Raw genomic sequence first — 23,878 nt, 5'->3', positions numbered from 1 at the left:
GTTCCTTTCACGAGAGGCCGGCGCGGAAGACGCGCCAGCCCCGTCGTAACTATTTCTTCCGCGCTAGCATAGCCTTGGCCTGCGCGGGCGAAAGCGCTTCCGGCCGCTCGCAGGTCGTGCGCATGGCAACGAACCTGCCGGTCTCGCCCGAACGCAGGATGCCGGTCATCACGTCGATGACGTGCAGCGAAAGCTCCAGCGAGCAGCGATGCGGCCGGCCCTCCAGAATGCCCAGCGCCATGTCGGCGAGACCCGACGCGCGGTAGTTCGCCATCATGCCCTGGGCATGCTGCTGGTTGGGCACCGCGAAGGCGTGCTCCCATTTCGGCAGCTTCTTCACCGCATCGGTGCGATTGGTCATCATCACGTCGCCGCCGAAGAAGTTGGGGTCGGGAACGAAGATCGTGCCTTCCTCGCCATAGAGCTCGATCGGCGCGTGGCCGTGCTTCCACACATCCCAGCTTGCGTTGAACGTCACCGTGGCGCCGTTCTCGAATTCCATCAGCGCATGGATCGTCGTCGGCGTCGTCACCTTGATCTTCTCACCGAAGCGCGGCTTGGAGGTGATCGTACGCTCGCTCGCAGGCGTTGCCGCGAGCGCGGCCACACGCTTCACCGGGCCGATGAGCTGGACGAGATTGGTGATGTAGTAGGGGCCGATGTCGAGGATCGGCCCGCCGCCCGGCTGGAAGAAGAAGTCGGGGTTCGGATGCCAGTGCTCCATGCCATGGCTCATGACGTAGCACGTGCCGCTGGTGACACGCCCGACCTTGCCGTCGTCGATCAGACTGCGCACGCGCTGGTGCGCGCCGCCGAGGAACGTATCCGGCGCGGAACCGACACGCAGGCCTTTCCTGTCGGCCCGCTTCTTCAGGTCCTGCCCTTCCCGCACCGACAGCACGAAGGGCTTTTCGGAATAGACATGCTTGCCGGCGTCGAGAATCGCCTTCGACACCTCATAATGAGCTGCCGGAATGGTCAGATTGACCACGATGTCGATATCGTCGCTGGCCAGCAGGTCAGCGACGCTGGACGCACGCACGCCGAACTCCTTGGCGCGCGCCTGCGCCATCTTCATGTCGAGGTCCGCGCCCGCGCGCATCTCGATGCCCTTGAACAGAGGCGCAAGCATGAAATAGGCGGCCGAGATGTTGCCGCAGCCGATCACGCCGACTCCGAGTTTCTTCGCCATCCAAGTCTCTCCTAGAAGGTCTTTGCTGCCTCGATCGACCGGCGCGCGAAACGCCCGACATCGCTCGGGTTGTCGTGTTCCATGACGAAGACGCGCGCCGGCGTCTTGTCGCGCAACGCCTTCATGATCGCCGGCCAGTCCATCGTGCCGTGGCCGACATCGGCCCAACCGTCCTCGTCCTGGGCTTCGTCTGCGGGAGCTATGTCCTTCACATGGGCTGCAACGATGCGCGAGGCGTATTCGTCGATCCATCGCATCGGATCGGCGCCGCCGCGTACCACCCACGCAACGTCCATCTCCCAACCGATCTCCGGCGCTGCATCGAGTATCACGCGCTGCGGCACCGGGCCGTCGCTGCAAGGCACGAACTCGAAGTCGTGGTTGTGCCAGGCAAAGCGCAAGCCGGCCTTGCGGCAATTCTCATGCACGGCGGCAAGGCGCGCAGCAAAGGCCCGCCAGCCGGCCTCGTCGGACGGGCGTGACTCCTCAGCGATATGCGGACAGATCAGCGTGCCGATCCCCAGCGTTTCCGCAATGCGACGCGCGGCGGCGAAATCGCCCTCCAGCATGTCGAGGGAGAAGTGCCCCGTCGGCATGGTCAGGCCATTGCGATCGAGCATCGCGCGCAGGGCGGCCGGGTCATCGTAGAGCCCCCCAAACCCTTCGACCTGCGCATAACCTGCCTTAGCAACCATGGCGAAGACGTCTTCCCAGGGCTGGAACTTGCGGGCTGAGTAAAGTTGGAATGACCAATTCATCGTTTTTGTCCGTCGGTTGGGAAAATCAAATGCGCTCGTCAGTGCCGGCGTCGAAAATGGAGGCGCGGCCGGGATCGAAGCCGATGCGCACCACGTCCCCCTTGGCGACCACGCGCTCGGCATCGATCCGGAAGCTGAGGTTCTGGCCGCCGAACTTGCCCCAGACCAGCGAGTCGGAGCCCATGGGCTCGACGATCTCGACCGTAAGGTCGCTCTGGAAGGGCATCGCCTCCGCGCCATCCCCGAGGACCACGTGTTCCGGCCGCACGCCGAACACCGCCTTTCCTGCGCGCAGGCCGTCCGCGAACTCATAGCGGTCGAGCGGAACCTTCACGCCGTTTGCCTCGAATGTCCCGCTGCCGCCGGCGACACACTCACCCTCGATGAAATTCATGCCCGGCGAGCCGATGAAGCCGGCGACGAAACGGTTGACCGGCCGCGAATAGATCGCCTGCGGCGTATCGAGCTGCTGGATGATCCCGCCGCGCATGACGGCGATGCGGTCGGCCAGTGTCATCGCCTCGATCTGGTCGTGCGTGACATAGATCATCGTGTTCTCGAGCTTCTGGTGAAGCCGCTTGATCTCGACGCGCAGCTCGGAGCGCAGCTTGGCGTCGAGGTTCGACAAAGGCTCGTCGAACAGAAATACGTCGACGTCGCGGACCAGTGCCCGACCGATCGCGACACGCTGCCGCTGGCCGCCGGACAGTGCCGATGGCTTGCGCTTGAGGAGCGGTTCGATCTGCAGGATCTCCGCCGCGCGTGCGATGCGGCGCTCGATCTCATCCTTGGGCAGCCGGGCGTTCTTCAGCCCGAAAGAGAGGTTTCCCTCCACGGTCATCTGCGGGTAGAGCGCGTAGGACTGGAACACCATGCCGATGCCGCGGTCCTTGGGCTCGTCCCAGGTGACGTTGCGGTCGTTGATGAAGATCTGGCCGGCGGAGACGTCGAGCAGTCCTGCGATGCAGTTGAGCAGCGTGGACTTGCCGCAACCCGAAGGACCGAGCAGAACGAGGAACTCGCCTCTGCCGACCTCCAGGTCGAGGCTTTTCAAGACCTCGACGGCACCGAAATTGAGCGAGACGCCGCGCACCGCCACACTCGGCGTGTTGCTGGTATCCATCATATGCATCAACCCTTGACCGCGCCCGCGGCGATGCCGCGCACGAAAAGCTTGCCTGAAATGAAGTAGACGATCAGCGGCACCAGCCCGGTGAGCAACGTCGCCGCCATGTTGACGTTGTATTCCTTCACGCCCTGAACAGAATTGACGATGTTGTTGAGCTGAACCGTCATCGGGTAGTAGTCGGGGCGCGTGTAGACGACGCCGAACAGGAAGTCGTTCCAGATGCCCGTCACCTGCAAGATGACCGCCACGACGAAGATGGGCAGCGACATCGGCAGCATGATCTTGAAATAGATCCCCCAGAAGCCCGCCCCATCGACGCGCGCGGCCTTGAACAGCTCTTCCGGCAGCGAGGTGAAGTAGTTGCGGAATAGCAGCGTCAGAATCGGCATGCCGAAGATGCAGTGGACGATGATCAGACCGTAGAGACCGCCGTAAAGGCCGATCTCGCGCAGCATGATGACGATCGGATAGAGCATCACCTGATAGGGGATGAACGCGCCGAAGATCAGGATGGTAAAGAACACGTCGGCGCCCTTGAAGCGCCAGTTCGCCAGCGCATAGCCGTTGACCGATGCGATCGCGATCGACAGCACGACCGAAGGAACGGTGATGCGCACCGAATTCCAGAAGCCGCGGCTGAGCCCCTCGCAATTGAGACCCGTGCAGGCTTCGGCCCAGGCCTTGACCCAGGGCTGGAAGGTGATCTCGACGGGGGGCGAGAAAATGTTGCCGAGGCGGATTTCCGGCATGCCCTTCAGCGAGGTGACGATCATCACATAGAGCGGCAGCAGGTAGTAGACGGCCACAACGAAAAGCGTGCCGTAGAGGATGATGTTGCGCCGGGAGATGACCTTGCGGGGACGGGGACCGCTCGGACCAGCAAGTGCCTGGTCCGCGTGGCCCGCCGGCGCGGAAACGGGAATAGCGACGTCAGCCACGTTTCTTACCTCCGAATTCGAGATAGGCCCACGGGATCAGCACGATCAGCACGGTCAGCAGCATCATGGTCGATGCGGCAAAGCCCTGGCCGAGGTTCTGCGACAGGAACATCGCGTCATAGACGTATTTGGCGGGCACCTCAGAGGCGATGCCCGGTCCGCCGCCGGTCTGGGCCACCACGAGGTCGTAGACCTTGACGATGCCCGAAGCGATTATGACCAGCGTCGTGATGAATACCGGGCGCATCATCGGGATGACGATGAAAGCGTAGGTCTTCCACATCGGTATGCCGTCGACGCGCGCGGCCTTCCAGATGTCCTCGTCGATGCCACGCAGGCCAGCGAGCATCAGGCACATGATGAGACCGGTGCTCTGCCAGAGGGCGGCAATCAGTATGCCGTAGATGACGATGTCGGCATTGTAGAGCGGATCGAACGAGAAGCTTGTCCAGCCCAACGAGCGAACGATGCCCTCGACGCCGAATTGCGGATTGAGGATCCACTGCCAGACAAGGCCGGTGACGATGAAGGACAGCGCGAACGGGTAAAGGAAGATGGTGCGGAAGGTGTTTTCGAACCTGATCTTCTGGTCCAGCAGCGCCGCCAGCAGAAAGCCGACGACGAGCGAGAAGACAAGCAGGCACACACCATAGATCAGCAGGTTCTGGATCGAGATGATCCATTTGCTGGACGACCACAGCCGTTCGTACTGGTCCAGCCCGACGAAATTCTCGCGCGGCAGAAGCCGCGAATTCGTGAAGGAATAGATGATCGTCCAGATCGTGCCGCCGGCAAAGACCACCAGCGCGGTGAGGATCATTGGGATCGCGGCAATCTTCGCGCTCAGATTCCTGAACAGCGGGTTCGGGCGCCGGGCCTCGTGCATGACGGCAACTCCCTGATGAGGGTCACGCTCGCGCCCGCCGCCCCCGACTTCCAGGGGCGGCGCGGCGCTGCTGGCTCGCAGATCAGTCGGCGTTCGCCACCAGGTCGACGAAGCGCTTCTGCGCGTCCTCGGCCGTGATGCTCGTATTGTTGAAGAACTCGACGAACAGATCGTTGATCTGCGTCAGCGAGTCCGCCGACATGAGCTGGTCGGGCGACTGGATGATGTTGCCCTGGGCAAGGATCTCCAGTCCCTTCTTCATGCAGTCGTTGGCCGCTTCCAGGTCGACGTCGCCGCGCACGGGCAACGATCCCTTCTTGAGATTGAAGGCAACCTGCACTTCCGGCGACAGCATCAGCTTGGCGAGGTCCGCCTGCGCGGCACTCTTTTCCTCGTCATCCAGAACCGGGAAGTAGAAGGCGTCGCCACCGGTCATGATGACCTCGTTGACGCCCAGCCCGGGCAGGCAGGTGTAATCCTTGCCTGCGACTTGACCTGCAACCTGGAATTCACCCTGCGCCCAGTCGCCCATGATCTGGCCTGCGGCCTGGCCGGTGATGACCATGTTCGTGGCCTGGTTCCAGTCCTGCACGTTGGACTTCGCCGACATGGAACGGGCCTGCGCGGCCGCCTCGAAGACCTTGGCAAGCTCTTCGCCGGCGGCAAGGTCCGCATCCTTTTCGCCGAAGATCTTGGTGTAGGCATCCGGCCCGGCAATCGCCGTCAGCAGAACCTGGAACGCAAGCGTGGTCTGCCAGGGCTGCTGGCCGACAGCGAGCGGAATGATTCCCGCTTCCTCGAGCGCGGGTGCGGCGGCGGCATATTCCTCCCAGTTGGTCGGAACCGGGACGCCGGCCTTTTCGAACGCCGCGTTCGAAAGCCAGAGCCACTGCTGCGAGTGAATGTTGACCGGCACGCAATAGATTTTGCCGTCAAGGGTGCAGGAATCCAGCAGCGAGCTCGGATGCACCACCTCGCGCCATTTGCCTTCCTCGGCGATGTCGGTCAGATCGCGCATCAATCCGGCTTCCACCAGCTCCTCGGCCTGGCGTCCGTGGTTGAATTGCGTCGCACCCATGGGGTCGCCGCCGGTGATGCGGCTGATCATGATCGGCCGGGCGGTGCCGCCGGAGCCGGCAATTGCGCCGTCGATCCATTTATGACCGCTGGCGTCGAACGCCTTCGCGAATTCGGCAACGGCCGCCGCTTCGCCTCCAGAGGTCCACCAGTGCGTGACTTCGAGTTCTGCGGCCTGCACCGGGCCGGCAATGTTGAGAGCCGCCGTCGCAGCGAAGGCGGCGGTAAGGAGCCTATAACGCATCATATTTCCTCCCTGAAACTGTAACGTTACAGATTGAAGCGTAGGGCAATCCAGAAGGTCGCGCAACGGGGAAAGCGGCGTCAGCGGCGATTTTTTTCGAACCTCGAACTAATGTACCACTCGCTCCTGCGCAGCTCAGGCTCGCGGCGAAAACATGCTGCATTGCGGTATTTCGTTTCGAATTTGTAGCTAAAGCGCTGATTCATAGAAGCTGTGCATTGCAGCATATGGCCCACCCAGGGCGCGATCCAGACCCCATGGAGATCAGATCGACTTCAACAATCGGCAGATTTCCCGTGCAACTCTCCTCAAAAACTGTAACGTTACAGTTTCCATTTTCAGCTCGGGACTGGTGCGGCTTGGGCGAATGCGATAGGCCGTGCGCCGGGTCAACGGGCAGCGACGTATGAACGATCAGCGCAGGAACGGACAGAACGAGGTGGCGGCCGGCGGCCGGCCCACCCTCAAGACGATCGCCTTCATGACCGGGCTCGGCGTCACCACGGTTTCGCGCGCCCTGAAGGACGCACCCGACATCGGCGAGGAGACGAAGAAGCGCGTCCAGCTCGTCGCGCGCCAGGTCGGTTATCGCCCCAACCGCGCGGGCGTTCGCCTGCGCACCGGCAAGACCAACGTGATCTCGCTTGTCCTCAATACCGACGAACAACTGATGGGCTTCATTTCCGACATCATCTACGGCGTGTCGGAAGAGCTGGCCTCATCGTCCTATCACCTTATCCTGACGCCCTATTCCAGCCGTAACGATCCGATGGATCCGATCCGCTACGTTGTGGAGACCCATTCCGCCGACGGCGTCATCATTTCGCAGACCGAACCCAACGATCCGCGCGTGCGCTACCTGACGGAACACGGATTTCCGTTCGCCACTCACGGGCGCACGCATACGGGGATCGAACACCCGTGGCATGATTTCGACAACCATGCCTTCGCCATGCAGGCCGTGCGAGCTCTGGTGGCGAAGGGCCGACGCCGGCTTGCCCTGCTCGCGCCGTCGCCGAAGCTGACCTACTATCGCCACATGAGCGACGGCTTCGCCGAAGGTATCGAAGAACAGGGCTGCGCTGCAATCCCGTTTCGCGATGCCTGGGTGGACATGCCCGTCGAACAGATCAAGGCAGCCGCGACGGCGCTTCTACGACGCAGCACGCCACCTGACGGTCTCGTCTCGGGCAGCGGTGCAGGCGCCTTCGCACTTGTCGCAGCCATCGAGGAATGCGGGCTGCAGCTAGGCCGCGACATCGACATCGTCACCAAGCAATCGACGCCACTGGTGCAGATGTTCCGCCCGCAGATACTGGTGGTGAACGAGGATTTCCGCCTTGCCGGTCGCGAACTGGCCCGCGCTGTCAGGGCGAGCATCGACGGCGCAGTGCCGGCATCATTGCAGACGCTTGCCGTACCCGATGGCGTCGAAGCCCCCAGATCCTGACCTCAGCCCTTAACTCGCCGCGCCGGATCCCCACGGTCCATGGTGTTCACCCTCGACGTCGACGCGCTCGAAGCCGTGGGCTCCGAAATAGTCGCGCTGGGCCTGGATGAGATTGGCGGTTCCACGCGCCTGCCTGAACGCATCGAAATAGCCCAATGCTGCCGAAAGCGCGGGCGCGGGCAGTCCCCCAAGTGCCGCGTGCGAAACCACACGGCGGAGTGACGGCTGCGCCTCGTTCATCATCTCCACGAAATCGCCGATCAGCAGGAGGTTTTCCGCCTTCGTATCGGCTTCGAAGGAGCGCGCCAGCGTTCCAAGGAATTGCGAGCGGATGATGCAGCCGGCGCGCCAGATGCGCGCGATCGCCGGCATCGGAAGGTTCCATTTGAACTCCGACGACGCCTCCGCCATCACGGCGAAACCCTGGGCGTAGGCCGCGATCTTGCCGGCAAACAGGGCGAGTTCGAGATCGTCGATGAAGGCCTTGTCCGGAGCGCGCCCCGCCGGCTCGGCAGCGCCGCCGTAGGCGCTGGCTGCAGCCTCGCGTAGCTCCTTTTCGGCAGACAGGCTGCGCGCGGCGACGGCCGATTCGATCGCGGTCGCCGGCACCCCCATCATCTGCGCCTCTACCGCCGACCAGCGGCCTGTACCCTTCTGGCCCGCCCGGTCGAGGATCATGTCGACCATGGGTTTGCCTGAAACGGGGTCGGCAGCTTCCAGCACGGCGGCCGTGATCTCCACCAGATAGGAGTTCAACCTCCCCTCGTTCCAGCGCGCGAAGATCGCGCCGATCTCTTTGGCTTCCATGCCGAAGCCGTCGCGCAGGATGCCGTAAATCTCGGCGATCATCTGCATGTCGGCATATTCGATGCCGTTGTGGATGGTCTTGACGAAATGCCCGGCTCCGCCTTCGCCCAGCCAGGCGCAACACGGCTCACCCTCGTAGCGGGCGGCGATGGCGGTGAGGACGGATTCGACCCGCTTGTAGGCGTCTTCCTTGCCCCCGACCATGATGGACGGGCCGTGACGCGCGCCTTCCTCGCCACCCGAAACACCCATGCCGATGAATGTCAGGCCCGAACCTTCAAGCTCGGCGAAGCGCCGCATCGTGTCGCGGAAATTGGCATTGCCGGCGTCGATGATGATGTCGCCCTGTGCCAGCAGGTCGCGCAGGCCCTCGATCTGCTCGTCGACCGCCTTGCCGGCCTGCACCATGAGAATGATGGGGCGCGGCGGCTTGATCTGCGCGACGAGTTCCTCGAGGGAGGCACAGGGCACGATGTTGCCCCGCAGGTCCCCGGCATTCTCGAAGAAGGCACCGGTACGAGTGGAGGTGCGGTTGTAGACGGCTATGGGATAGCCTTTTTCGGCAATATTGAGCGCGAGGTTCGAGCCCATGACACCGAGGCCGATCAGGCCGATTTCCGCTTTGGACATGAGGCGTTTCCATCGATGTGGGTTTTTTGTTCTGGCGGCAATGATGAACGCCAGCCAATCGATGCGTCAACCTGCTCCTTCCGCATGGCAGCCATGACGGAAGCGCTGCACAATGATGTGGTGCAAGGCACGCGCGAACGACACGACGCCCCCTAAGGAAGGACAGCCGTCGCTTCGATCTCGACCTTGGCCTCGTCCTCGATCAGGGCCACCACCTGAACCATGGTCATCGCCGGGAAATGCCGCCCCATGACGGCCCTGTAGGCTTCGCCGATACCCTTCAGGTTGGCGAGATAATCCTGCTTGTCGGTGACATACCAGGTCATGCGGACGATGTGTTCCGGTCGGCCACCGGCTTCGCCGAGGATCGCCACGATGTTTTCCAGCGTCTGCCGCGTCTGGCCGACAAGGTCCTTCGCCTCGAAGACCTGATCGCCGGTCCAGCCGATCTGGCCGCCCATCCAGACGGTACGGCCTTCCGTCATCAGTCCGTTGGCATAACCCACAGCCTTCTTCCAGGATGCTGGATGGAGAAGCTGGTGCGGGGTTTGTATGTCGGTCATCGGTATAATCCTCCGATAGACAGGCGCTTGCCGCCTGTTCTTCGTTGCGGCGTCAAACGCCGAGATAGCGGTCCTGAAGCGATGGCGTGAGTTCGCCCGGACGGCCGCTCCAGACCGTGGCGCCCTTTTCCAGCACCACGCAGCGATCGGCCGAGGGCAGCAGTTCGGAGAGCGTTTTGTCGACGATGAGGATCGACTGTCCTTCCGCTTTCAGCACGCGGATCACGGCCCAGATGTCATTGCGGATCACGGGCGCGAGGCCTTCGGTCGCCTCGTCCAGGATCAGCAGGCGCGGGTTGGTCATCAGCGCGCGGCCGATCGCCAGCATCTGCTGCTCGCCTCCCGAGAGTGTGCGCGCCATCTGGTCGCGGCGCTCTTCCAGGCGCGGAAACAGCCGGTTGATCTCGGCGAGGTTCCAGCGGCCCGAGCGGGCTGCGGCCAGCAGGTTCTCCGCGACCGTCAGGTTGGGGAAGCAGCGCCGGCCTTCCGGCACCAGACCGATGCCCAGCCGGGCGATCCGATGGGGTCGCATGGCCTGTATCTCGCGCCCGCCAAGCCGCACCTTGCCGGCACGCGCCGGGGTCATTGCGAGTATCGAGCGGATGGTCGTGGTCTTGCCCATGCCATTGCGGCCCATCAGCGCCACGACCTCGCCCTCGGCAACGTCCAGGTCGACGCCGAACAGCGCCTGGCTCGCGCCGTAGAAGGTCTCCAGCCCGGCAATCTCGAGCAGCTTCATTCGGCACCTCCCAGATAGGCGCGGCGGACCTCCGGATCGCTGCGTATCTCCTCGACCGTGCCGGTTGCGATGACGCGGCCATAGACCAGCACCGAGATGCGGTCGGCCAGCGCGAACACGGCGTCCATGTCGTGCTCGACCAGCAGGATCGGCGCCTCGCGGCGCAGCCCGTCGAGGAAACTTGTCAGGGTCTTCGACCCCTCCGGGCCCATGCCGGCCATCGGTTCGTCGAGCAGGAAGGCCCGCGACCCGAGCGCGAGCGCGATGGCGATCTCGAGTTGGCGCCGCTCGCCGTGCGAAAGCTCGGCGGCCGGCACGCGGGCCCGGTCCTTCAGGCCGGCGCGTTCCAGCGCCTCCATCGCGGGCTCGACCAGAGCCGCATCGCGCATCACCGGCTTGAAGAAGCGGAAGGATGTTCCCTGCCGCGACTGAACGGCAAGCATGACATTGCGCAGCGCCGAGAATTCGGGCGCCAGCGAGGACACCTGGAACGAACGCCCCAGGCCCATGCGGGCGCGCTCTGCCGCGCCGATATGGCTGACAGGCTTTCCTAGAAACTCGATCTCGCCGCTGTCCGGTTTCAGCGTGCCGGCGATCTGGTGGATGAGCGTCGACTTCCCGGCTCCATTGGGGCCGATCAGGGCGTGAATTTCGCCCGGAACGAGATCAATGCTGACATTCTCCGTTGCTCGCAACGCCCCGAAAGACTTGCAGAGATCGCGGATGGCAAGAACGGCTTCAGCCATGACGCGCCCTCCCCGCAAGCAATCCGATCAGCCCACCACGCGCAAAGAGAACGACACCAAGCAGCAAGAGCCCGAGGAAGAACTGCCAGCGTTCGGTCAGGCCGCCGAGGATGTATTCTAACATGACGAACAGCATCGCGCCTGCGAGCGGGCCGCACAGCCGGCCGACACCGCCAAGGATGATGAGCACGATGAATTCGCCCGACATGTGCCAGGACAGCATCGACGGGCTGACGAAGCGGTTGAGATCGGCATAGAGCGCCCCCGCCAGCCCGGTGATCATGCCCGAAATAACGAAAGCGACGAGCTTGATGCGGAAGGGCGCAATGCCGACGGAAGCGACACGCACCTCGTTCTGCCGCGAGGCCTGCAGCGCCGCTCCGAAACGCGAGTCGCGCAGCAGGGCAAACAGCACGAGGCCGACCACCAGCAACGCATAACAGATCAGGAAATAGTTTTGAGGCACGAGCGTGTTGACGCCCGGAAACGTGTTGCGGATCGTGATCGACAGCCCGTCTTCGCCGCCATAGGCGGGCCATGAGATCGCAAAATAATAGGTCATCTGTGCGAAGGCGAGCGTGATCATGATGAAATAGACGCCCGACGTACGCAGGCTGATGGAACCGATCGCCGCCGCAAGCAGCCCGCCCGCCACGATGGCGACCGCCCATATCACGGGCATCAGCTTGCTGCCCGGCACCGCGAACAGTCCGAAATCGAGCGGCTGGCCGGAAAAGGCATGGCTGGCCAGGATGCCGGCCGCATAGCCGCCGATGCCGAAGAAGGCCGCGTGGCCAAACGACACCAGGCCGCCCAGGCCCAGCGCAATGTTGAGACCGATGGCCGCGAGGCCAAGGATTGCCATGCGGGTCGCAAGCGTGACGTAGAACGGCTTGCCGAGCTGCATGGCGATGAAAGGCACGGCCAGCAGCAGCAAGGCCAGAACCACGTTGATCGCCGTTTCGCGTGAGATCGTCATCGCCTTACCCCTTCGCCGCAAAGAGGCCCCGCGGGCGCACCGCAAGAATGACGGCCATGACAATGTAGATCAGCATCGACGCGACCGCGCCGCCGACGAGGCCCGCCCGCGACGGGTCCATGAACACACCGAAAAGCTGCGGCAGCAGGATGCGCCCCATTGTATCTGTGAGACCGACCAACAATGCTCCCACAAGGGCGCCCTTGATCGAGCCGATGCCGCCGATGACGATCACCACGAAGGCGAGGATCAGCACCGGCTCGCCCATGCCGACCTGCACGGATTGCAGCGCGCCGACCATTGCGCCGGCAAGCCCGGCAAGTGCCGCGCCCAGCGCGAACACAACCGTATAGAGCGTGCGAATGTCGACGCCCAGCGCGCCGATCATCTCACGGTCGGACTCTCCGGCGCGGATGCGCATGCCCAACCGGGTGCGCGAGATCAGGAGGAACAGGCCGACCGCGACCGCGACGCCGACGCTAATGATCGCCAGCCGGTAGAGCTGATAGCGCGAGCCGCCGGGAATCGGGACGGTTCCCTGCAACAGCGGCGGGATGTCCAGATAGAGCGGGAAGGAGCCGAAGAGCCAGCGCGTGCCTTCGGAGAAGATAAGAATGAGGGCAAAGGTCGCCAGAACCTGGTCGAGATGGTCGCGTTCGTACAGCCGCCTGATGACGAGGATTTCGACCAGCGCGCCAGCAGCCGCAGCCGCAGCGAGGCTGGCCGCGAGCCCCAGCCAGAACGAGCCGGTCGCGCCCGCGACCGCGGCACAGGCGAACGCGCCGACCATATAGAGTGACCCGTGGGCAAGGTTGATCAGCCCCATGACGCCGAAGATCAGCGTCAGCCCGGCGGCCATGAGGAACAGCATCACGCCCAGCTGCAGCCCGTTGAGAATCTGTTCGATGAAGAGAGCGGTTTGCACGGGTGGAATGTCCGGGTCAGGCCTGTTGCTTCGCTGTCTGATGGGTGCGGCATTGTTGTCCCCTTTCCCCGTTCGTGGAGAGAGGGTTGAAGGAGGGGCGGCACGATGATCTTAACAAGTCCCCGCCCCCCTCATCCGCCTGCCGGCACCTTCTCCCCGCAGGCGGGGAGAAGGTGCCTGCCGCTAAGCGATGGACCTACTGCAACGAGCACTCGGCCGCGTAGGCGTCCTTGTGATCGGTGAAGGCAGTCGAGACGATCTTGTTCGTCAGCACGTCACCTTCCTTGATAACTTCGCGAACGTAGATGTCCTGTATCGGATGGTTGTTGGTGTTGAAGGAGAACTTGCCACGGACGCTGTCGAAGTCGGCTTCCTTCAGCGCGGCCCGGAACGCATCCGCGTCCTTGACACTCGCCTTGCCCGCCGCAGCGACGATAAGGTTCGCCGTGTCGTATGCCTGTGCGGCATAGACGGACGGCAGGCGGCCGTATTCGGCCTGGAAGGTTTCGACGAACTTTGCATTCGCCTCGTTGTCGAGATCCTTCGCCCAAGAACCGGAGTTCTTGACGCCGAGGGCCGCGTCACCGATCGCGCCCAGCACATCCTGGCTGAACGAGAAGCCGGGACCCATCAGCGGGATGTCGACGCCCGACTGCGCGTACTGCTTGGTAAAGGCGATGCCCATGCCGCCCGGAAGGAACATGAAGACGGAGTCGGCGCCGGAAGCGCGGATTTGCGCGATCTCGGCTGCGTAGTCGGTCTGACCGAGCTGGGTGTAGACCTCGCCCGTCAACTCGCCCTTGTAGAAGCGCTTGAAGCCGGTCAGCGCGTCGGTACCGGCCGGATAGTTCGGCGCAAGGATAAAGGTCTTCTGGTAGTCCTGGTTTGCATACTGGCCCATCGCCTCGTGGAAGTTGTCGTTCTGGTAGGCGACGTTGAAATAATTCTCGTTGCACTGCGACCCGGCAAGCGGCGAGGGCCCCGCGTTGACAGAGAGGTAGAACTTGCCCTGCGCCACGGCGCTCGGCACGACGGCCATGGCAAGGTTCGACCAGATGATGCCGGTCAAAATGTCGACCTGGTCCGACTGGATCATCTTGTCGGCGATCTGCACGGCGAGCTCGGGCTTCTGGCCGTCATCCTCGGTCACGACCTCGATCTCGGATGCCGCGTCGCCGGCATTCTTGAGCGCGAGCATGAAGCCGTCGCGGGCATCGATGCCGAGGCCAGCACCGCCGCCCGAAAGCGTGGTGATCATTCCGATCTTGACCGGCTCGGCGAAGGCCGCGCCCGACACACTCATGGCAAGCGCGGCAAGGCCCGCTGCAATCACTTTCTTCATAGTTCTACTCCCGTTGTTACCTGGAACCCCTCTGGGTTCCCTACGTTGGAAAAATCCGCGGGCGTTGGCCAGCCCGTCTCCTTCATTTTGTTGGGCCTTGCGGCCACCGCATCAAAGCTCCGTCCTCACGGTCCAGAGTTCAGGGAAAAGCTCGACCTCCAGCATGCGCCGGAGATAGGAGACGCCGGCGGTGCCGCCCGTGCCCCGCTTGAGGCCGATGATGCGTTCCACCGTCGTGACGTGATTGAACCGCCAGCGACGGAAATAATCCTCGAAATCGACCAGCTTCTCGGCCAGCTCGTAGAGCGCCCAATGGGTTTCCGGCGCCTGGTAGATGGCCTGCCAGGCAGCCTTGACCGCATCGTCCGGCTGTCGCGTGGCGCGCCAGTCCGTCCGTTTCGCATCACCGCCGATGTTGAAGCCGTTGCGGGCAAGCAAGGCAATCGCCTCGTCGTAGAGGCTTGGCCGCGCAAGAATGGATTGGAGCCGCGTCAGGATTTCCGGCCGATGGTCGTGCGGCTTGAGCATGGCCGCGTTCCGGTTGCCGGCAAGGAATTCAATGGCCCGGTACTGCCACGACTGGAAGCCGGACGACTGGCCGAGGTCTCCGCGAAACCGCGTATATTCAGACGGCGTCATCGTGCGCAGGACGTCCCACGCGCTGTTGAGCTGCTCGAAGATGCGGGCAACGCGCGTCAGCATCTTGAAAGCCGGCTGAAGATCGTCACGCCGGATCGCCTCCATCGCCGAGGAAATCTCGTGGATGGCAAGCTTCATCCACAGTTCGGATGTCTGATGCTGGATAATGAACAACAACTCGTCGGGCGAGGCGGAGAGGGTCTCCTGCGCGTCGAGGATTTTTTCCAGGTGCAGATAGTCGGCGTAGGACATACGGCCGCGAAAGTCTGTTTCCGCGCCGTCCGGCGGCGTGGTCCTAGCGTCGTCGTCGGTCACGCGACGCCTCCTTCGCGCAGGCGGAAGCGCTGGATCTTGCCGGTCTGCGTCTTCGGCAGTGCGGTCACGAACTTCACCGAGCGTGGGTATTTGTAGGGCGCGATCGTCGCCTTGACGTGGTCCTGCAGCGTGCGGATCGTACTGCCGTCGGCCGCAGCTCCATCAACGAGCACGACATAGGCCTCGACGACCTGCCCCCGCTCCTCGTCCGGCGCGCCTATGACGGCGCATTCAGCAACGAACGCATGCCCCAGCAGCGCGGCCTCGACCTCCGGCCCGGCGATGTTGTAGCCGGCGGACAGGATCATGTCATCGGAGCGCGCTGCGAACCGGAAGCGGCCGTTCTCGTCCTGCACGAAGGAATCGCCGGTGAGGTTCCAGCCGTCGCGCACATAAACCATCTGCCGCTCGTCAGCGAGATAGCGGCAGCCGGTCGGTCCGCGAACGGCAAGCCGGCCGATCGTGCCGCGTGGCAGTTCCTTCATGTCGCCGTCGACGATCTTCGCCTCGTAGCCGGTCACCGGCCTGCCGGTCACGCCGGGCGCGCGATCGTCCAGCCGGTTGGAAATGAAGATGTGCAGCATCTCGGTCGCACCTATACCGTCGAGGATGGGCTTGCCGGTCTTGGCAACCCACTCCTCGTAAACCGGGGCAGGCAGCGTCTCGCCCGCCGATACGGCGATGCGCAGCGACGACAGATCCGCGCCCTCGTCCATCGCCTTCATCATTGCGCGATAGGCGGTCGGTGCTGTGAATGAGATCGTCGCTTTGTAGGTCTCGATGATCTCGACCATGTTCGGCGGCGTCGCGCTTTCCAGCAGCGTCGCGGCAGCCCCGAACCGCAACGGAAAAACCGCCAGCCCGCCGAGACCGAAGGTGAAGGCCAGCGGCGGCGAGCCGACGAATACGTCGTCCGGCGTCACGTTCAGCACTTCGCGTGCGTAGGCATCGGCGATGATGAGAATATCGCGATGGAAATGCATGGTCGCCTTGGGCACGCCCGTAGTGCCCGACGTGAAACCGAGCAACGCAACGTCGTCGCGACCGGTTTTCACCGCCTCGAAGGTGACCGGCTTGTCGAGTGCTGCGCGGTCGAGTTCCGCATCGTGATTGGCGGTGCCGTCGAAACCCACCACCTGCTTGAGGAAACGGCTGTCCTTGGCGCAGGCGACAAGCTCGTCCTTGATGCGCGTGTCGCAGAGCGCGACTGCGATCTCCGCCTTGTCGACGATCTTGGCGAGTTCGCCGGCGCGCAGCATCGGCATGGTGTTGACCACCACCGCGCCGGCCTTTGTCGCCGCCAGCCAGCAGGCGACCATCGCAGGATTGTTGGGCGAACGGATCAGGATACGGTTGCCGGGCTTGACGCCGTAATTCTCAACGAGCGCGCGCGCCAGCCTGTTGGTCCAGTCCGAAAGCTCCTTGTAGGTCCGGCGCCGGCCGTTGCCGATGAGCGCCGTGCGGTCCCCGTACCCCTTCTCGACCAGACGATCGGTGAGCTCGACCGCGCAGTTGAGGTAATCCGGATAGTCGAAACCCTGCTGCGGCAGGTCCGGCCACTGGTCGAGAGGCGGAAGGTTGTCGCGACTGAAGGTGTCGACGTGACCGCTGGGCCCGAGGCTCATGACGCTGCTCCCATTGTCTGCCGCGCGATCACCACCTTCTGGACGTCTGATGCGCCCTCATAGATGCGCAATGCGCGGATTTCCCTGTAGAGGCTCTCGACGATGTGTCCCCTGCGCACACCGTCGCCCCCATGTATCTGCACCGCCTTGTCGATCACGGCCTGCGCGCGGTCGGTGGCGTAGAGCTTGGCCATCGCCGCCTCGCGCGTGACGCGTGCGGCACCCGCATCCTTGGTCCAGGCCGCACGATAGACGAGCAGCGCGGCCGCATCGACATCGAGCGCCATGTCGGCCACATGACCCTGCACCATCTGCAGGTCGAAGAGCGGCGCGCCGAAGAGCTCGCGGTTGCCGACGCGCCTAACCGTTTCATCAAGCGCACGGCGGGCAAAGCCCAGCGCCGCGGCCCCGACGGTCGAGCGGAAGACATCCAGCACCGACATGGCGATCCTGAAGCCGTCCCCAGGCTTTCCGATCATTGCCGATGCGGGGACCCGCACCTCATCGAAAGACAGACGCGCCAGCGGGTGCGGCGCGATCACCTCCAGCCGCTCGGCAACCGTCAGGCCGGGCGTATCGGCCGGCACCACAAAAGCGGAGATGCCCTTCGCGCCCGGCGCTTCGCCGGTACGGGCGAAGACACAATAGAGATCGGCAATGCCGCCGTTGGAAATCCAGGTCTTTTCGCCGGAGAGCACGTAATCGCCGCCGTCCCGCGTCGCCGTCATCTCCATGTTCGCGACATCGGAACCGGAGCGCGGCTCGGACAGCGCAAACGCGGAGATCGCCTTGCCGGCGCGCGTCTTCTCCAGCGATTGGCGCTGCTCCGGCGTGCCGAACAGGCTGATCGCCCCCGTGCCGAGTCCCTGCATGGCGAAGGCGAAATCGGCGAGGCCGTCATGCCGGGCAAGCGTCTCTCGGGTGATGCAGAGCGTACGCACGTCGAGCGGCTGCGGGTCGGCGGGATCGATCCCGCTCGGCCTGAGAAAGCCGGCGTCGCCAAGTGCTGCAACGAGCCGACGGCAGGCCACGTCGACATCCGAATGGTCGACCGGCAGGTTGGACGTGCACCACGCTTCCAGCCGTTCGGCATGCTCGCGATGGCGGTCCTCGAAGAAGGGCCAGGAAAGGAAGGAACGGTCGGCCATCAATCCCCCTCGAATACCGGACGTTCTTTCGCGACGAAGGCGCGGTAGGCGCGTTCGAAGTCGCGCGTCTGCATGCATATCGCCTGCGCCTGCGCTTCCGCCTCGATTGCCTGGTCCAAGCCCATCGACCACTCCTGGTTGAGCTGGGTCTTGGTGATGCCATGCGCGAAGGTCGGGCCCGCGGCCAGTTGGCCGGCAAGCTTGAGCGCCTCGGCTTCCAGATCGGAGGCGGCGACGAGCCGGTTGTAATAGCCCCAGCGCTCGCCTTCGTCCGCGCTCATCGTACGGCCGGTATAAAGCAATTCGGCAGCGCGGCCCTGGCCGATGATGCGCGGGAGCATGGCGCAGGCGCCCATGTCGCAGCCCGCGAGGCCTACGCGGGTGAAGAGAAACGCGGTCTTCGCCTCCGGCGTCGCCAGCCTGATGTCGGAGGCCATGGTAATGATGGCGCCAGCCCCCACGGCCACGCCGTCGACTGCCGAGACGATCGGCTTGCCGCAATTGATCATCGCCTTGACGAGGTCGCCGGTCATACGCGTGAAGGCGAGCAGGCCCTTCATGTCCATGTCGACCAGCGGACCGATAATGTCGTGCACATCGCCGCCCGAGCAGAAATTGCCGCCATTGGGGAGAAAGCAGACGACATCGACATCGTCGGCATAGACGAGGTCGCGGAAAGTGTCGCGCAGCTCGGCGTAGCTTTCAAAAGTCAGCGGGTTCTTGCGCTCGGGCCTGTCGAGCCGCACGGTCGCGACCCGGTTCTCGACACTCCAGAGAAAATGCTTCGGCTTCAGGCCCGCCATCTGGCTCAATGTTCGTTCTCCCAATTGCTGCGGAAGGCTTTCAGCATGACCGAAAGCCGCCGAGCATCCTCCTCGCTCACCTCGCCCAGAAGCTCGGCGATCCATATCTCGTGGGCCTCAGCCATCGCCGCAAACCGCGCCGAGCCAGCTTCCGTGAGCCTCGCGATCGATGTGCGCCGGTCGCCGTCGCGGTTGGCGCGCACGACGAACCCGTCGGTCACCAGCCGGTCGACGATGCCGGTCACGTTGCCGTTCGAAACCAGCAGAAACCGCGACAGGTCGCTCATCAGCATGCCTTCGGGCTGGCGATAGAGCGCCGACATCACGTCGAAACGCGGCAGCGTGGTGTCGAACTCGCGCTTCAGCCGCTCGCGCAATTCACCCTCGACGACCCGCGCGGCGCGCAGCAGCCGGATCCAAAGGCGCAGCCGCTCCTTGTTGGCAGCGGGTTTTTCCAGCGTCTCTGGGGATGCGTCCATCGTCATCCGCCTCCCGAGATCGGAATCGCCTGGCCAGTCACCGAGATGGCCGCATCGCTGACGAGCCACATGGCGGCGGCGGCCACCTCCTCCGGCTTGATCAGCCGGTGGTTGGGATTGATCTCCGCAAAACCGCGCCGCGCTTCTTCTTCGCTGCGGCCGGTCTTGTCCATGACGCGGCGGATCGATTGCTCCAGCATCTCGGTCTCGACATAGCCGGGGCAGATGGCATTGACGGTGACGCCGGTCTTGAGCAATTCGGCGGCAAGCGAGCGGGTGAGGCCGACCACGCCGTGCTTGGAGGCCACATAGGGCGCGACATAGGCAGAGCCGCGCAGGCCGGCGACCGACGCGATGAAGACGATGCGCCCGCGCCCGCGCTCGGCCATGCCGGCAAGCGCCGGACGCACGGTCAGGAATGCGCCGGTGAGATTGACGTTGACGATGCGGTTCCAGTCCTCGAGCGTCGTGCGATGCGCGGGCGCGCTGGAAGCGATGCCGGCATTGGCCACGACGATGTCGAAGGGACCGCGTGCGGCTTCCGCCTGCGCATAGAGCGCCCGGACCGAATCCTCGTCGGTCACGTCGGCGACAATCGCGTGGATGTTGTCTGCCTTGTCGGCGACCTTGGCCAGCTCGCTTTCGCGGCGCCCGCAGATGGTCACGGCGACGCCCGCCCCGGCCAGCGACAAAGCGATCGCGCGACCGATGCCCGACGAGCCGCCTGTGACGAGCGCGTGCTTCCATGCCATCGTCATCACACTTTCCCCGTCATCTGTTCCTGCCGTTCGGCAAGGCGATAGAGCTGGTCGCGGCCCGGCAGGTAGGGGTCGGGCCACACCACGCCACGGTCGCCCAGTTGGGCTGCGGCGTGAAGCGTCCAGTACGGGTCGGCCAGATGCGGCCGTGCCAGGCACACCAAGTCGGCGCGGCCCGCCATCAGGATCGAGTTGACGTGGTCGGGCTCGTAGATGTTGCCGACCGCCATCGTCGCCATGCCCGTCTCGTTGCGAATGCGATCCGAGAATGGCGTCTGGAACATGCGGCCATAGACCGGGCGCGCGCGCTTCGAGGTCTGGCCCGCAGAGACGTCGCAGATGTCGACGCCGGCGGCCTGCAGCAGCCGCGCGATCTCCACCGCCTCGGCCGGCGTGATGCCTTCCTCGCCCACCCAGTCATTGGCCGAGATGCGCACGGAGATCGGCTTGTCCTCCGGCCACACGGCCCGCACCGCATGGAAGACCTCGAGCGGATAGCGCATTCGGTTTTCGAGGCTGCCGCCATAGTCGTCATCACGCAGGTTGGTCAGCGGCGAGATGAAGGAAGACAGCAGATAGCCATGGGCCATATGCAGTTCGAGCATGTCGAAGCCGCAGCGCTCCGTCATTTCGGCTGCCGCCACGAACTGGTCGCGCACCACATCCATGTCGGCGCGGTCCATCGCCCTGGGCGTCTGGTTTTGCGGCGACCATGGCACAGCCGATGCGGCAAGCAGCGGCCAATTGTCTTGCGCGAGCGGCGCGTCCATTTCTTCCCAGCCGAGCTGGGTCGAGCCCTTGGCGCCGGAATGCCCGATCTGTGCGCAGATCTTGGCCTGCGTCTCGGCATGCACAAAATCGACGATGCGTTTCCACGCAGCCTCGTGCTCCGGCGCGTAGAAGCCGGGGCAGCCGGGGGTGATGCGTCCTTCCGGCGAGACGCAGGTCATCTCGATATAGACCAGTCCCGCACCACCCTTGGCGCGCTCGCAATAATGGACGAAATGCCAGTCGGTGGGGCAGCCATCCATGGCCTTGTATTGCGCCATCGGCGACACGACGATGCGGTTCTGCAGCTCCATGCCGCGCAGCCTGTAGGGTGCGAACATCGGCGCGCGGTTCTCGTTGGCGGCGGCACCCGCCTGCCGCTGGAACCACGCCTCGGCGCTGCCCAGCCATTCGGCGTCGCGCAGCCGCAGGTTTTCGTGGCTTATGCGCTGCGAGCGCGTCAGCAGCGAATAGTTGAACTGCACGGGGTCGAGATCGAGATAGCGCTCGACCTCCTCGAACCATTCCATCGAGTTGCGCGCCGCCGATTGCAGCCGTAGCACTTCCAGCCGGCGCGCCTCCTCGTATTTGGCGAAGGCGGCTTCGAGCGTCGGTTCGGAATGCAGATAATCGGCCATGGCGATGGCAGACTCCAGCGCAAGCTTGGTGCCGGAACCGATCGAGAAGTGCGCGGTCGCAGCCGCATCGCCCATCAGCGCGAGGTTGCGATACGACCAGCGCTCGCACAGCACGCGCGGGAAACTGATCCAGGCTGATCCGCGAATGTGGTTGGCGTTGGTCATCAGCGCGTGACCGTCGAGGTGATCCCTGAAAATCTCCTCGCAGACGGCGATCGACTCCTGCTGGCTCATGTCGCCAAAGCCGAACTTCTCCCACGTCTCCTGCGAGCATTCGACGATGAAGGTCGCCGTATCCGGATCGAACTGATAGGCATGCGCCCACACCCAGCCATGCTTCGTCTTCTCGAAAATGAAGGTGAAAGCGTCGTCGAATTTCTGGCGGGTGCCGAGCCAGACGAACTTGCATTTGCGGGTATCGATGTCCGGACGGAAATGCTCGGCGAATTCCGTTCGCGTCCTCGAATTGAGCCCGTCGGCGGCGATCACCAGATCGTACTCGGCCATCAGTTCTGCGCGGTCACCCACTTCCGTCTGGAAGCGAAGATCGACGCCGAGCTCGCGTGCGCGTTCCTGCAGCAGCAGAAGCAACCGCATGCGGCCGATGCCGCAGAAACCGTGTCCGGTAGACAGCGTCCGTACGCCCTTGTGAATGACGGCGATGTCGTCCCAGTAGGCGAAATGTTCGCGGATCGTGGCAGCGCTCTTGGGGTCGTTGGCGGCAAGATTATCGAGCGTCTCGTCCGACAGAACGACGCCCCAGCCAAAGGTGTCATCAGCCCGGTTGCGCTCGAACACGGTGACGTCGTGCGCGGCGTCGCGCAGCTTCATCGAGATGGCAAAGTATAGGCCGGCGGGGCCACCGCCGAGCACTGCAACCTTCATCCGTCACGTTCCCCGTTCTTTTATTTTCAGGGAGCATGGCACCGATCCCGGCATGCTTCAAGCCTAAAATTTCAAGGTTGAAATATTTTGCGCACTGGACAGTATGAAGCCGGCAGGCGAAGGAATGGCGCAGGGAGAGCGTGAACCACATGATCTATCACCGCATCACGGACTGGGACGACGCATACGCCAATGGCGCCAATATCCCGCAGGGCGATCGCTGGCCGCAGGCTTGGGTCGAGCCGGCAAAGGCGTTCCGCGACCGGCTTGCCACGGACGGGCGCGCTCGACTGGGGATTGCCTATGGCGATGCGCCCCGCAACCGGTTCGACCTGTTCATGCCGCAGGGCGATGCCAAAGGTCTCGTCGTTTTCGTCCATGGCGGTTTCTGGCTGCGGCTCGACAGGAGCTTCTGGTCGCATCTGGCCGCAGGTCCCCTTGCGCACGGCCACGCCGTCGCCATGCCCTCCTATACGCTCTGCCCGGACATCCGCATCGCCGGCATCGTCGGGGAGATCGGCTCGGCCGTCGAGGCCGCGGCCGGCATGGTGGCCGGTCCGATCCGCCTCACCGGTCATTCCGCCGGCGGCCATCTCGTCAGCCGGATGATCTGCGCCAACTCGCCGCTGCCGGATGTCGTGCGGTCGCGCATAGTCAACACCGTTTCGATCTCCGGCGTGCACGATCTGAGACCGATGATGGCGACGGCCATGAACGAGACGCTGAAGATCGACCGGGAGGAAGCGGACGGCGAAAGCCCGGCGCTGCTGGAGCCGATGGCGGGCGCGCGGATCGCCTGCTGGGTAGGCGCGGCCGAGCGCTCCGAATTCGTGCGCCAGAATGCGCTGCTCGCCAATGCGTGGACCGGACTCGGCGCGGAAACGCTGACGGTCGAGGAGCCCGACCGGCACCATTTCAACGTCATCGACGGACTGGCAGACCCGGACCATGCGCTGACGCGAACGTTGTTGACAGGCTGACGGCCAGACACGAGTCTGGCTAAAAAGAGAGTGCGTCCTTCGAGGCTCGCTCCGCTCGCACCTCAGGATGAGGGAGGGTGTGCATCGAGCCCGCTATGCCGGAGTTCGACAAACCACTTCCCTCATCCTGAGGTGCGACCCTGAGCTTGTCGAAGGGGAGCCTCGAAGGACGCACCAACATTCCGGAGTATTTTGATGAGAGCGGTTTTCGTACAGCTTCAGGTTTCGCCGGGCAGGACTTACGAGGTCGCCGACGAATTGTTCAAGCGCGAGGTCGCGTCCGAGCTTTATTCGACCAGCGGCGACTACGACCTGCTGATGAAGATCTACATCGATGAGGGCGTGGATATCGGCAAGTTCATCAACGACAACGTCGCCAACGTACCCGGTATCGTCCGCTCGCTGACCACGCTGACCTTCAAGGCTTTCTGAGGC

23 protein-coding genes are annotated in these 23,878 nt (G+C 63.8%); 3 read left to right on the top strand and 20 right to left on the bottom strand.

Annotated features, from left to right (window positions below; all coding sequences use genetic code 11):
* Window positions 1-49 precede the first annotated feature (49 nt).
* The 6 genes from V1479_RS02810 to V1479_RS02785 all read right to left on the bottom strand — a co-directional run bounded on the left by V1479_RS02810 (window position 50) and on the right by V1479_RS02785 (window position 6,224).
* Window positions 50-1,192 carry a Gfo/Idh/MocA family protein gene (locus tag V1479_RS02810; RefSeq protein ID WP_368801564.1) on the bottom strand — a complete coding sequence of 381 codons (1,143 nt, stop codon included), beginning with the start codon at window positions 1,190-1,192 and terminating at the stop codon, window positions 50-52.
* 11 nt (window positions 1,193-1,203) lie between these two features.
* A complete protein-coding gene (locus tag V1479_RS02805; RefSeq protein ID WP_368801563.1) occupies window positions 1,204-1,950 on the bottom strand; it encodes a sugar phosphate isomerase/epimerase family protein in 747 nt (248 codons plus the stop codon).
* 25 nt (window positions 1,951-1,975) lie between these two features.
* Window positions 1,976-3,073, bottom strand: a complete 1,098-nt coding sequence (locus V1479_RS02800) for an ABC transporter ATP-binding protein (RefSeq protein WP_438620496.1) — start codon at window positions 3,071-3,073, stop codon at window positions 1,976-1,978.
* Between the two features lie 8 nt (window positions 3,074-3,081).
* Window positions 3,082-4,017, bottom strand: a complete 936-nt coding sequence (locus tag V1479_RS02795) for a carbohydrate ABC transporter permease (RefSeq protein WP_368801561.1) — start codon at window positions 4,015-4,017, stop codon at window positions 3,082-3,084.
* Entirely contained in the window at window positions 4,010-4,903 is an 894-nt protein-coding gene (locus V1479_RS02790) for a carbohydrate ABC transporter permease (RefSeq protein WP_368801560.1), read from the bottom strand. Before V1479_RS02790 ends, V1479_RS02795 begins: the two co-directional genes overlap by 8 nt.
* A gap of 82 nt (window positions 4,904-4,985) precedes the next feature.
* Window positions 4,986-6,224 (bottom strand): ABC transporter substrate-binding protein, encoded by a 1,239-nt coding sequence (locus V1479_RS02785; protein WP_368801559.1) that lies wholly within the window; start codon window positions 6,222-6,224, stop codon window positions 4,986-4,988.
* Between the two features lie 406 nt (window positions 6,225-6,630).
* On the opposite strand from V1479_RS02785, the gene V1479_RS02780 reads away from it, so the two are divergent.
* Window positions 6,631-7,674: a LacI family transcriptional regulator gene (locus tag V1479_RS02780; RefSeq protein WP_368801558.1), complete on the top strand. Its 1,044-nt coding sequence runs from the start codon at window positions 6,631-6,633 to the stop codon at window positions 7,672-7,674.
* A gap of 9 nt (window positions 7,675-7,683) precedes the next feature.
* Here the strand turns inward: V1479_RS02780 and gnd are convergent, their stop codons facing one another.
* The 14 genes from gnd to V1479_RS02710 form a co-directional block, all read right to left on the bottom strand.
* Window positions 7,684-9,111 carry an NADP-dependent phosphogluconate dehydrogenase gene (gene gnd, locus V1479_RS02775; protein ID WP_368801557.1) on the bottom strand — a complete coding sequence of 476 codons (1,428 nt, stop codon included), beginning with the start codon at window positions 9,109-9,111 and terminating at the stop codon, window positions 7,684-7,686.
* A 152-nt stretch (window positions 9,112-9,263) separates the two neighbouring features.
* Window positions 9,264-9,674, bottom strand: a complete 411-nt coding sequence (locus V1479_RS02770) for a RidA family protein (RefSeq protein ID WP_368801556.1) — start codon at window positions 9,672-9,674, stop codon at window positions 9,264-9,266.
* A gap of 52 nt (window positions 9,675-9,726) precedes the next feature.
* A complete protein-coding gene (locus V1479_RS02765; RefSeq protein ID WP_368801555.1) occupies window positions 9,727-10,413 on the bottom strand; it encodes an ABC transporter ATP-binding protein in 687 nt (228 codons plus the stop codon).
* Window positions 10,410-11,159 (bottom strand): ABC transporter ATP-binding protein, encoded by a 750-nt coding sequence (locus tag V1479_RS02760; RefSeq protein ID WP_368801554.1) that lies wholly within the window; start codon window positions 11,157-11,159, stop codon window positions 10,410-10,412. The genes V1479_RS02765 and V1479_RS02760 overlap by 4 nt, the downstream gene beginning before the upstream one ends.
* Window positions 11,152-12,132, bottom strand: a complete 981-nt coding sequence (locus V1479_RS02755; RefSeq protein WP_368801978.1) for a branched-chain amino acid ABC transporter permease — start codon at window positions 12,130-12,132, stop codon at window positions 11,152-11,154. Before V1479_RS02755 ends, V1479_RS02760 begins: the two co-directional genes overlap by 8 nt.
* Window positions 12,133-12,142: 10 nt before the next feature.
* Complete coding sequence (locus V1479_RS02750) at window positions 12,143-13,063, bottom strand: branched-chain amino acid ABC transporter permease (protein WP_368801553.1); 921 nt, start codon at window positions 13,061-13,063, stop codon at window positions 12,143-12,145.
* 196 nt (window positions 13,064-13,259) lie between these two features.
* The gene (locus tag V1479_RS02745; RefSeq protein ID WP_173188304.1) at window positions 13,260-14,405 is read right to left on the bottom strand and encodes an ABC transporter substrate-binding protein; all 1,146 of its coding nucleotides are present in this window, start codon (window positions 14,403-14,405) and stop codon (window positions 13,260-13,262) included.
* A gap of 111 nt (window positions 14,406-14,516) precedes the next feature.
* Window positions 14,517-15,296, bottom strand: coding sequence for a tryptophan 2,3-dioxygenase (gene kynA / locus V1479_RS02740; protein ID WP_438620495.1), 780 nt, complete (start codon window positions 15,294-15,296; stop codon window positions 14,517-14,519).
* A 59-nt stretch (window positions 15,297-15,355) separates the two neighbouring features.
* On the bottom strand, window positions 15,356-16,984 hold the full coding sequence (locus V1479_RS02735; RefSeq protein ID WP_368801551.1) for an AMP-binding protein: 1,629 nt from the start codon (window positions 16,982-16,984) through the stop codon (window positions 15,356-15,358).
* Window positions 16,981-18,132: an acyl-CoA dehydrogenase family protein gene (locus V1479_RS02730; RefSeq protein ID WP_368801550.1), complete on the bottom strand. Its 1,152-nt coding sequence runs from the start codon at window positions 18,130-18,132 to the stop codon at window positions 16,981-16,983. Before V1479_RS02730 ends, V1479_RS02735 begins: the two co-directional genes overlap by 4 nt.
* Window positions 18,132-18,944, bottom strand: coding sequence for an enoyl-CoA hydratase family protein (locus V1479_RS02725; RefSeq protein WP_368801549.1), 813 nt, complete (start codon window positions 18,942-18,944; stop codon window positions 18,132-18,134). Before V1479_RS02725 ends, V1479_RS02730 begins: the two co-directional genes overlap by 1 nt.
* A complete protein-coding gene (locus V1479_RS02720; protein ID WP_173188312.1) occupies window positions 18,941-19,414 on the bottom strand; it encodes a MarR family winged helix-turn-helix transcriptional regulator in 474 nt (157 codons plus the stop codon). Before V1479_RS02720 ends, V1479_RS02725 begins: the two co-directional genes overlap by 4 nt.
* Before the next feature lie 2 nt (window positions 19,415-19,416).
* The gene (locus tag V1479_RS02715) at window positions 19,417-20,172 is read right to left on the bottom strand and encodes an SDR family NAD(P)-dependent oxidoreductase (protein ID WP_368801548.1); all 756 of its coding nucleotides are present in this window, start codon (window positions 20,170-20,172) and stop codon (window positions 19,417-19,419) included.
* Window positions 20,172-22,463 carry a bifunctional salicylyl-CoA 5-hydroxylase/oxidoreductase gene (locus tag V1479_RS02710; RefSeq protein WP_368801547.1) on the bottom strand — a complete coding sequence of 764 codons (2,292 nt, stop codon included), beginning with the start codon at window positions 22,461-22,463 and terminating at the stop codon, window positions 20,172-20,174. The genes V1479_RS02715 and V1479_RS02710 overlap by 1 nt, the downstream gene beginning before the upstream one ends.
* A gap of 149 nt (window positions 22,464-22,612) precedes the next feature.
* On the opposite strand from V1479_RS02710, the gene V1479_RS02705 reads away from it, so the two are divergent.
* On the top strand, window positions 22,613-23,443 hold the full coding sequence (locus V1479_RS02705) for a hormone-sensitive lipase (RefSeq protein WP_368801977.1): 831 nt from the start codon (window positions 22,613-22,615) through the stop codon (window positions 23,441-23,443).
* Window positions 23,444-23,638: 195 nt separating this feature from the next.
* Entirely contained in the window at window positions 23,639-23,875 is a 237-nt protein-coding gene (locus tag V1479_RS02700; RefSeq protein ID WP_368801546.1) for an Lrp/AsnC ligand binding domain-containing protein, read from the top strand.
* Window positions 23,876-23,878: the final 3 nt, after the last annotated feature.

It is taken from the genome of Neoaquamicrobium sediminum, assembly GCF_040970315.1.
GTDB lineage: Bacteria > Pseudomonadota > Alphaproteobacteria > Rhizobiales > Rhizobiaceae > Aerobium > Aerobium sediminum.
This window is presented reverse-complemented; position numbering and strand designations above follow the sequence as displayed.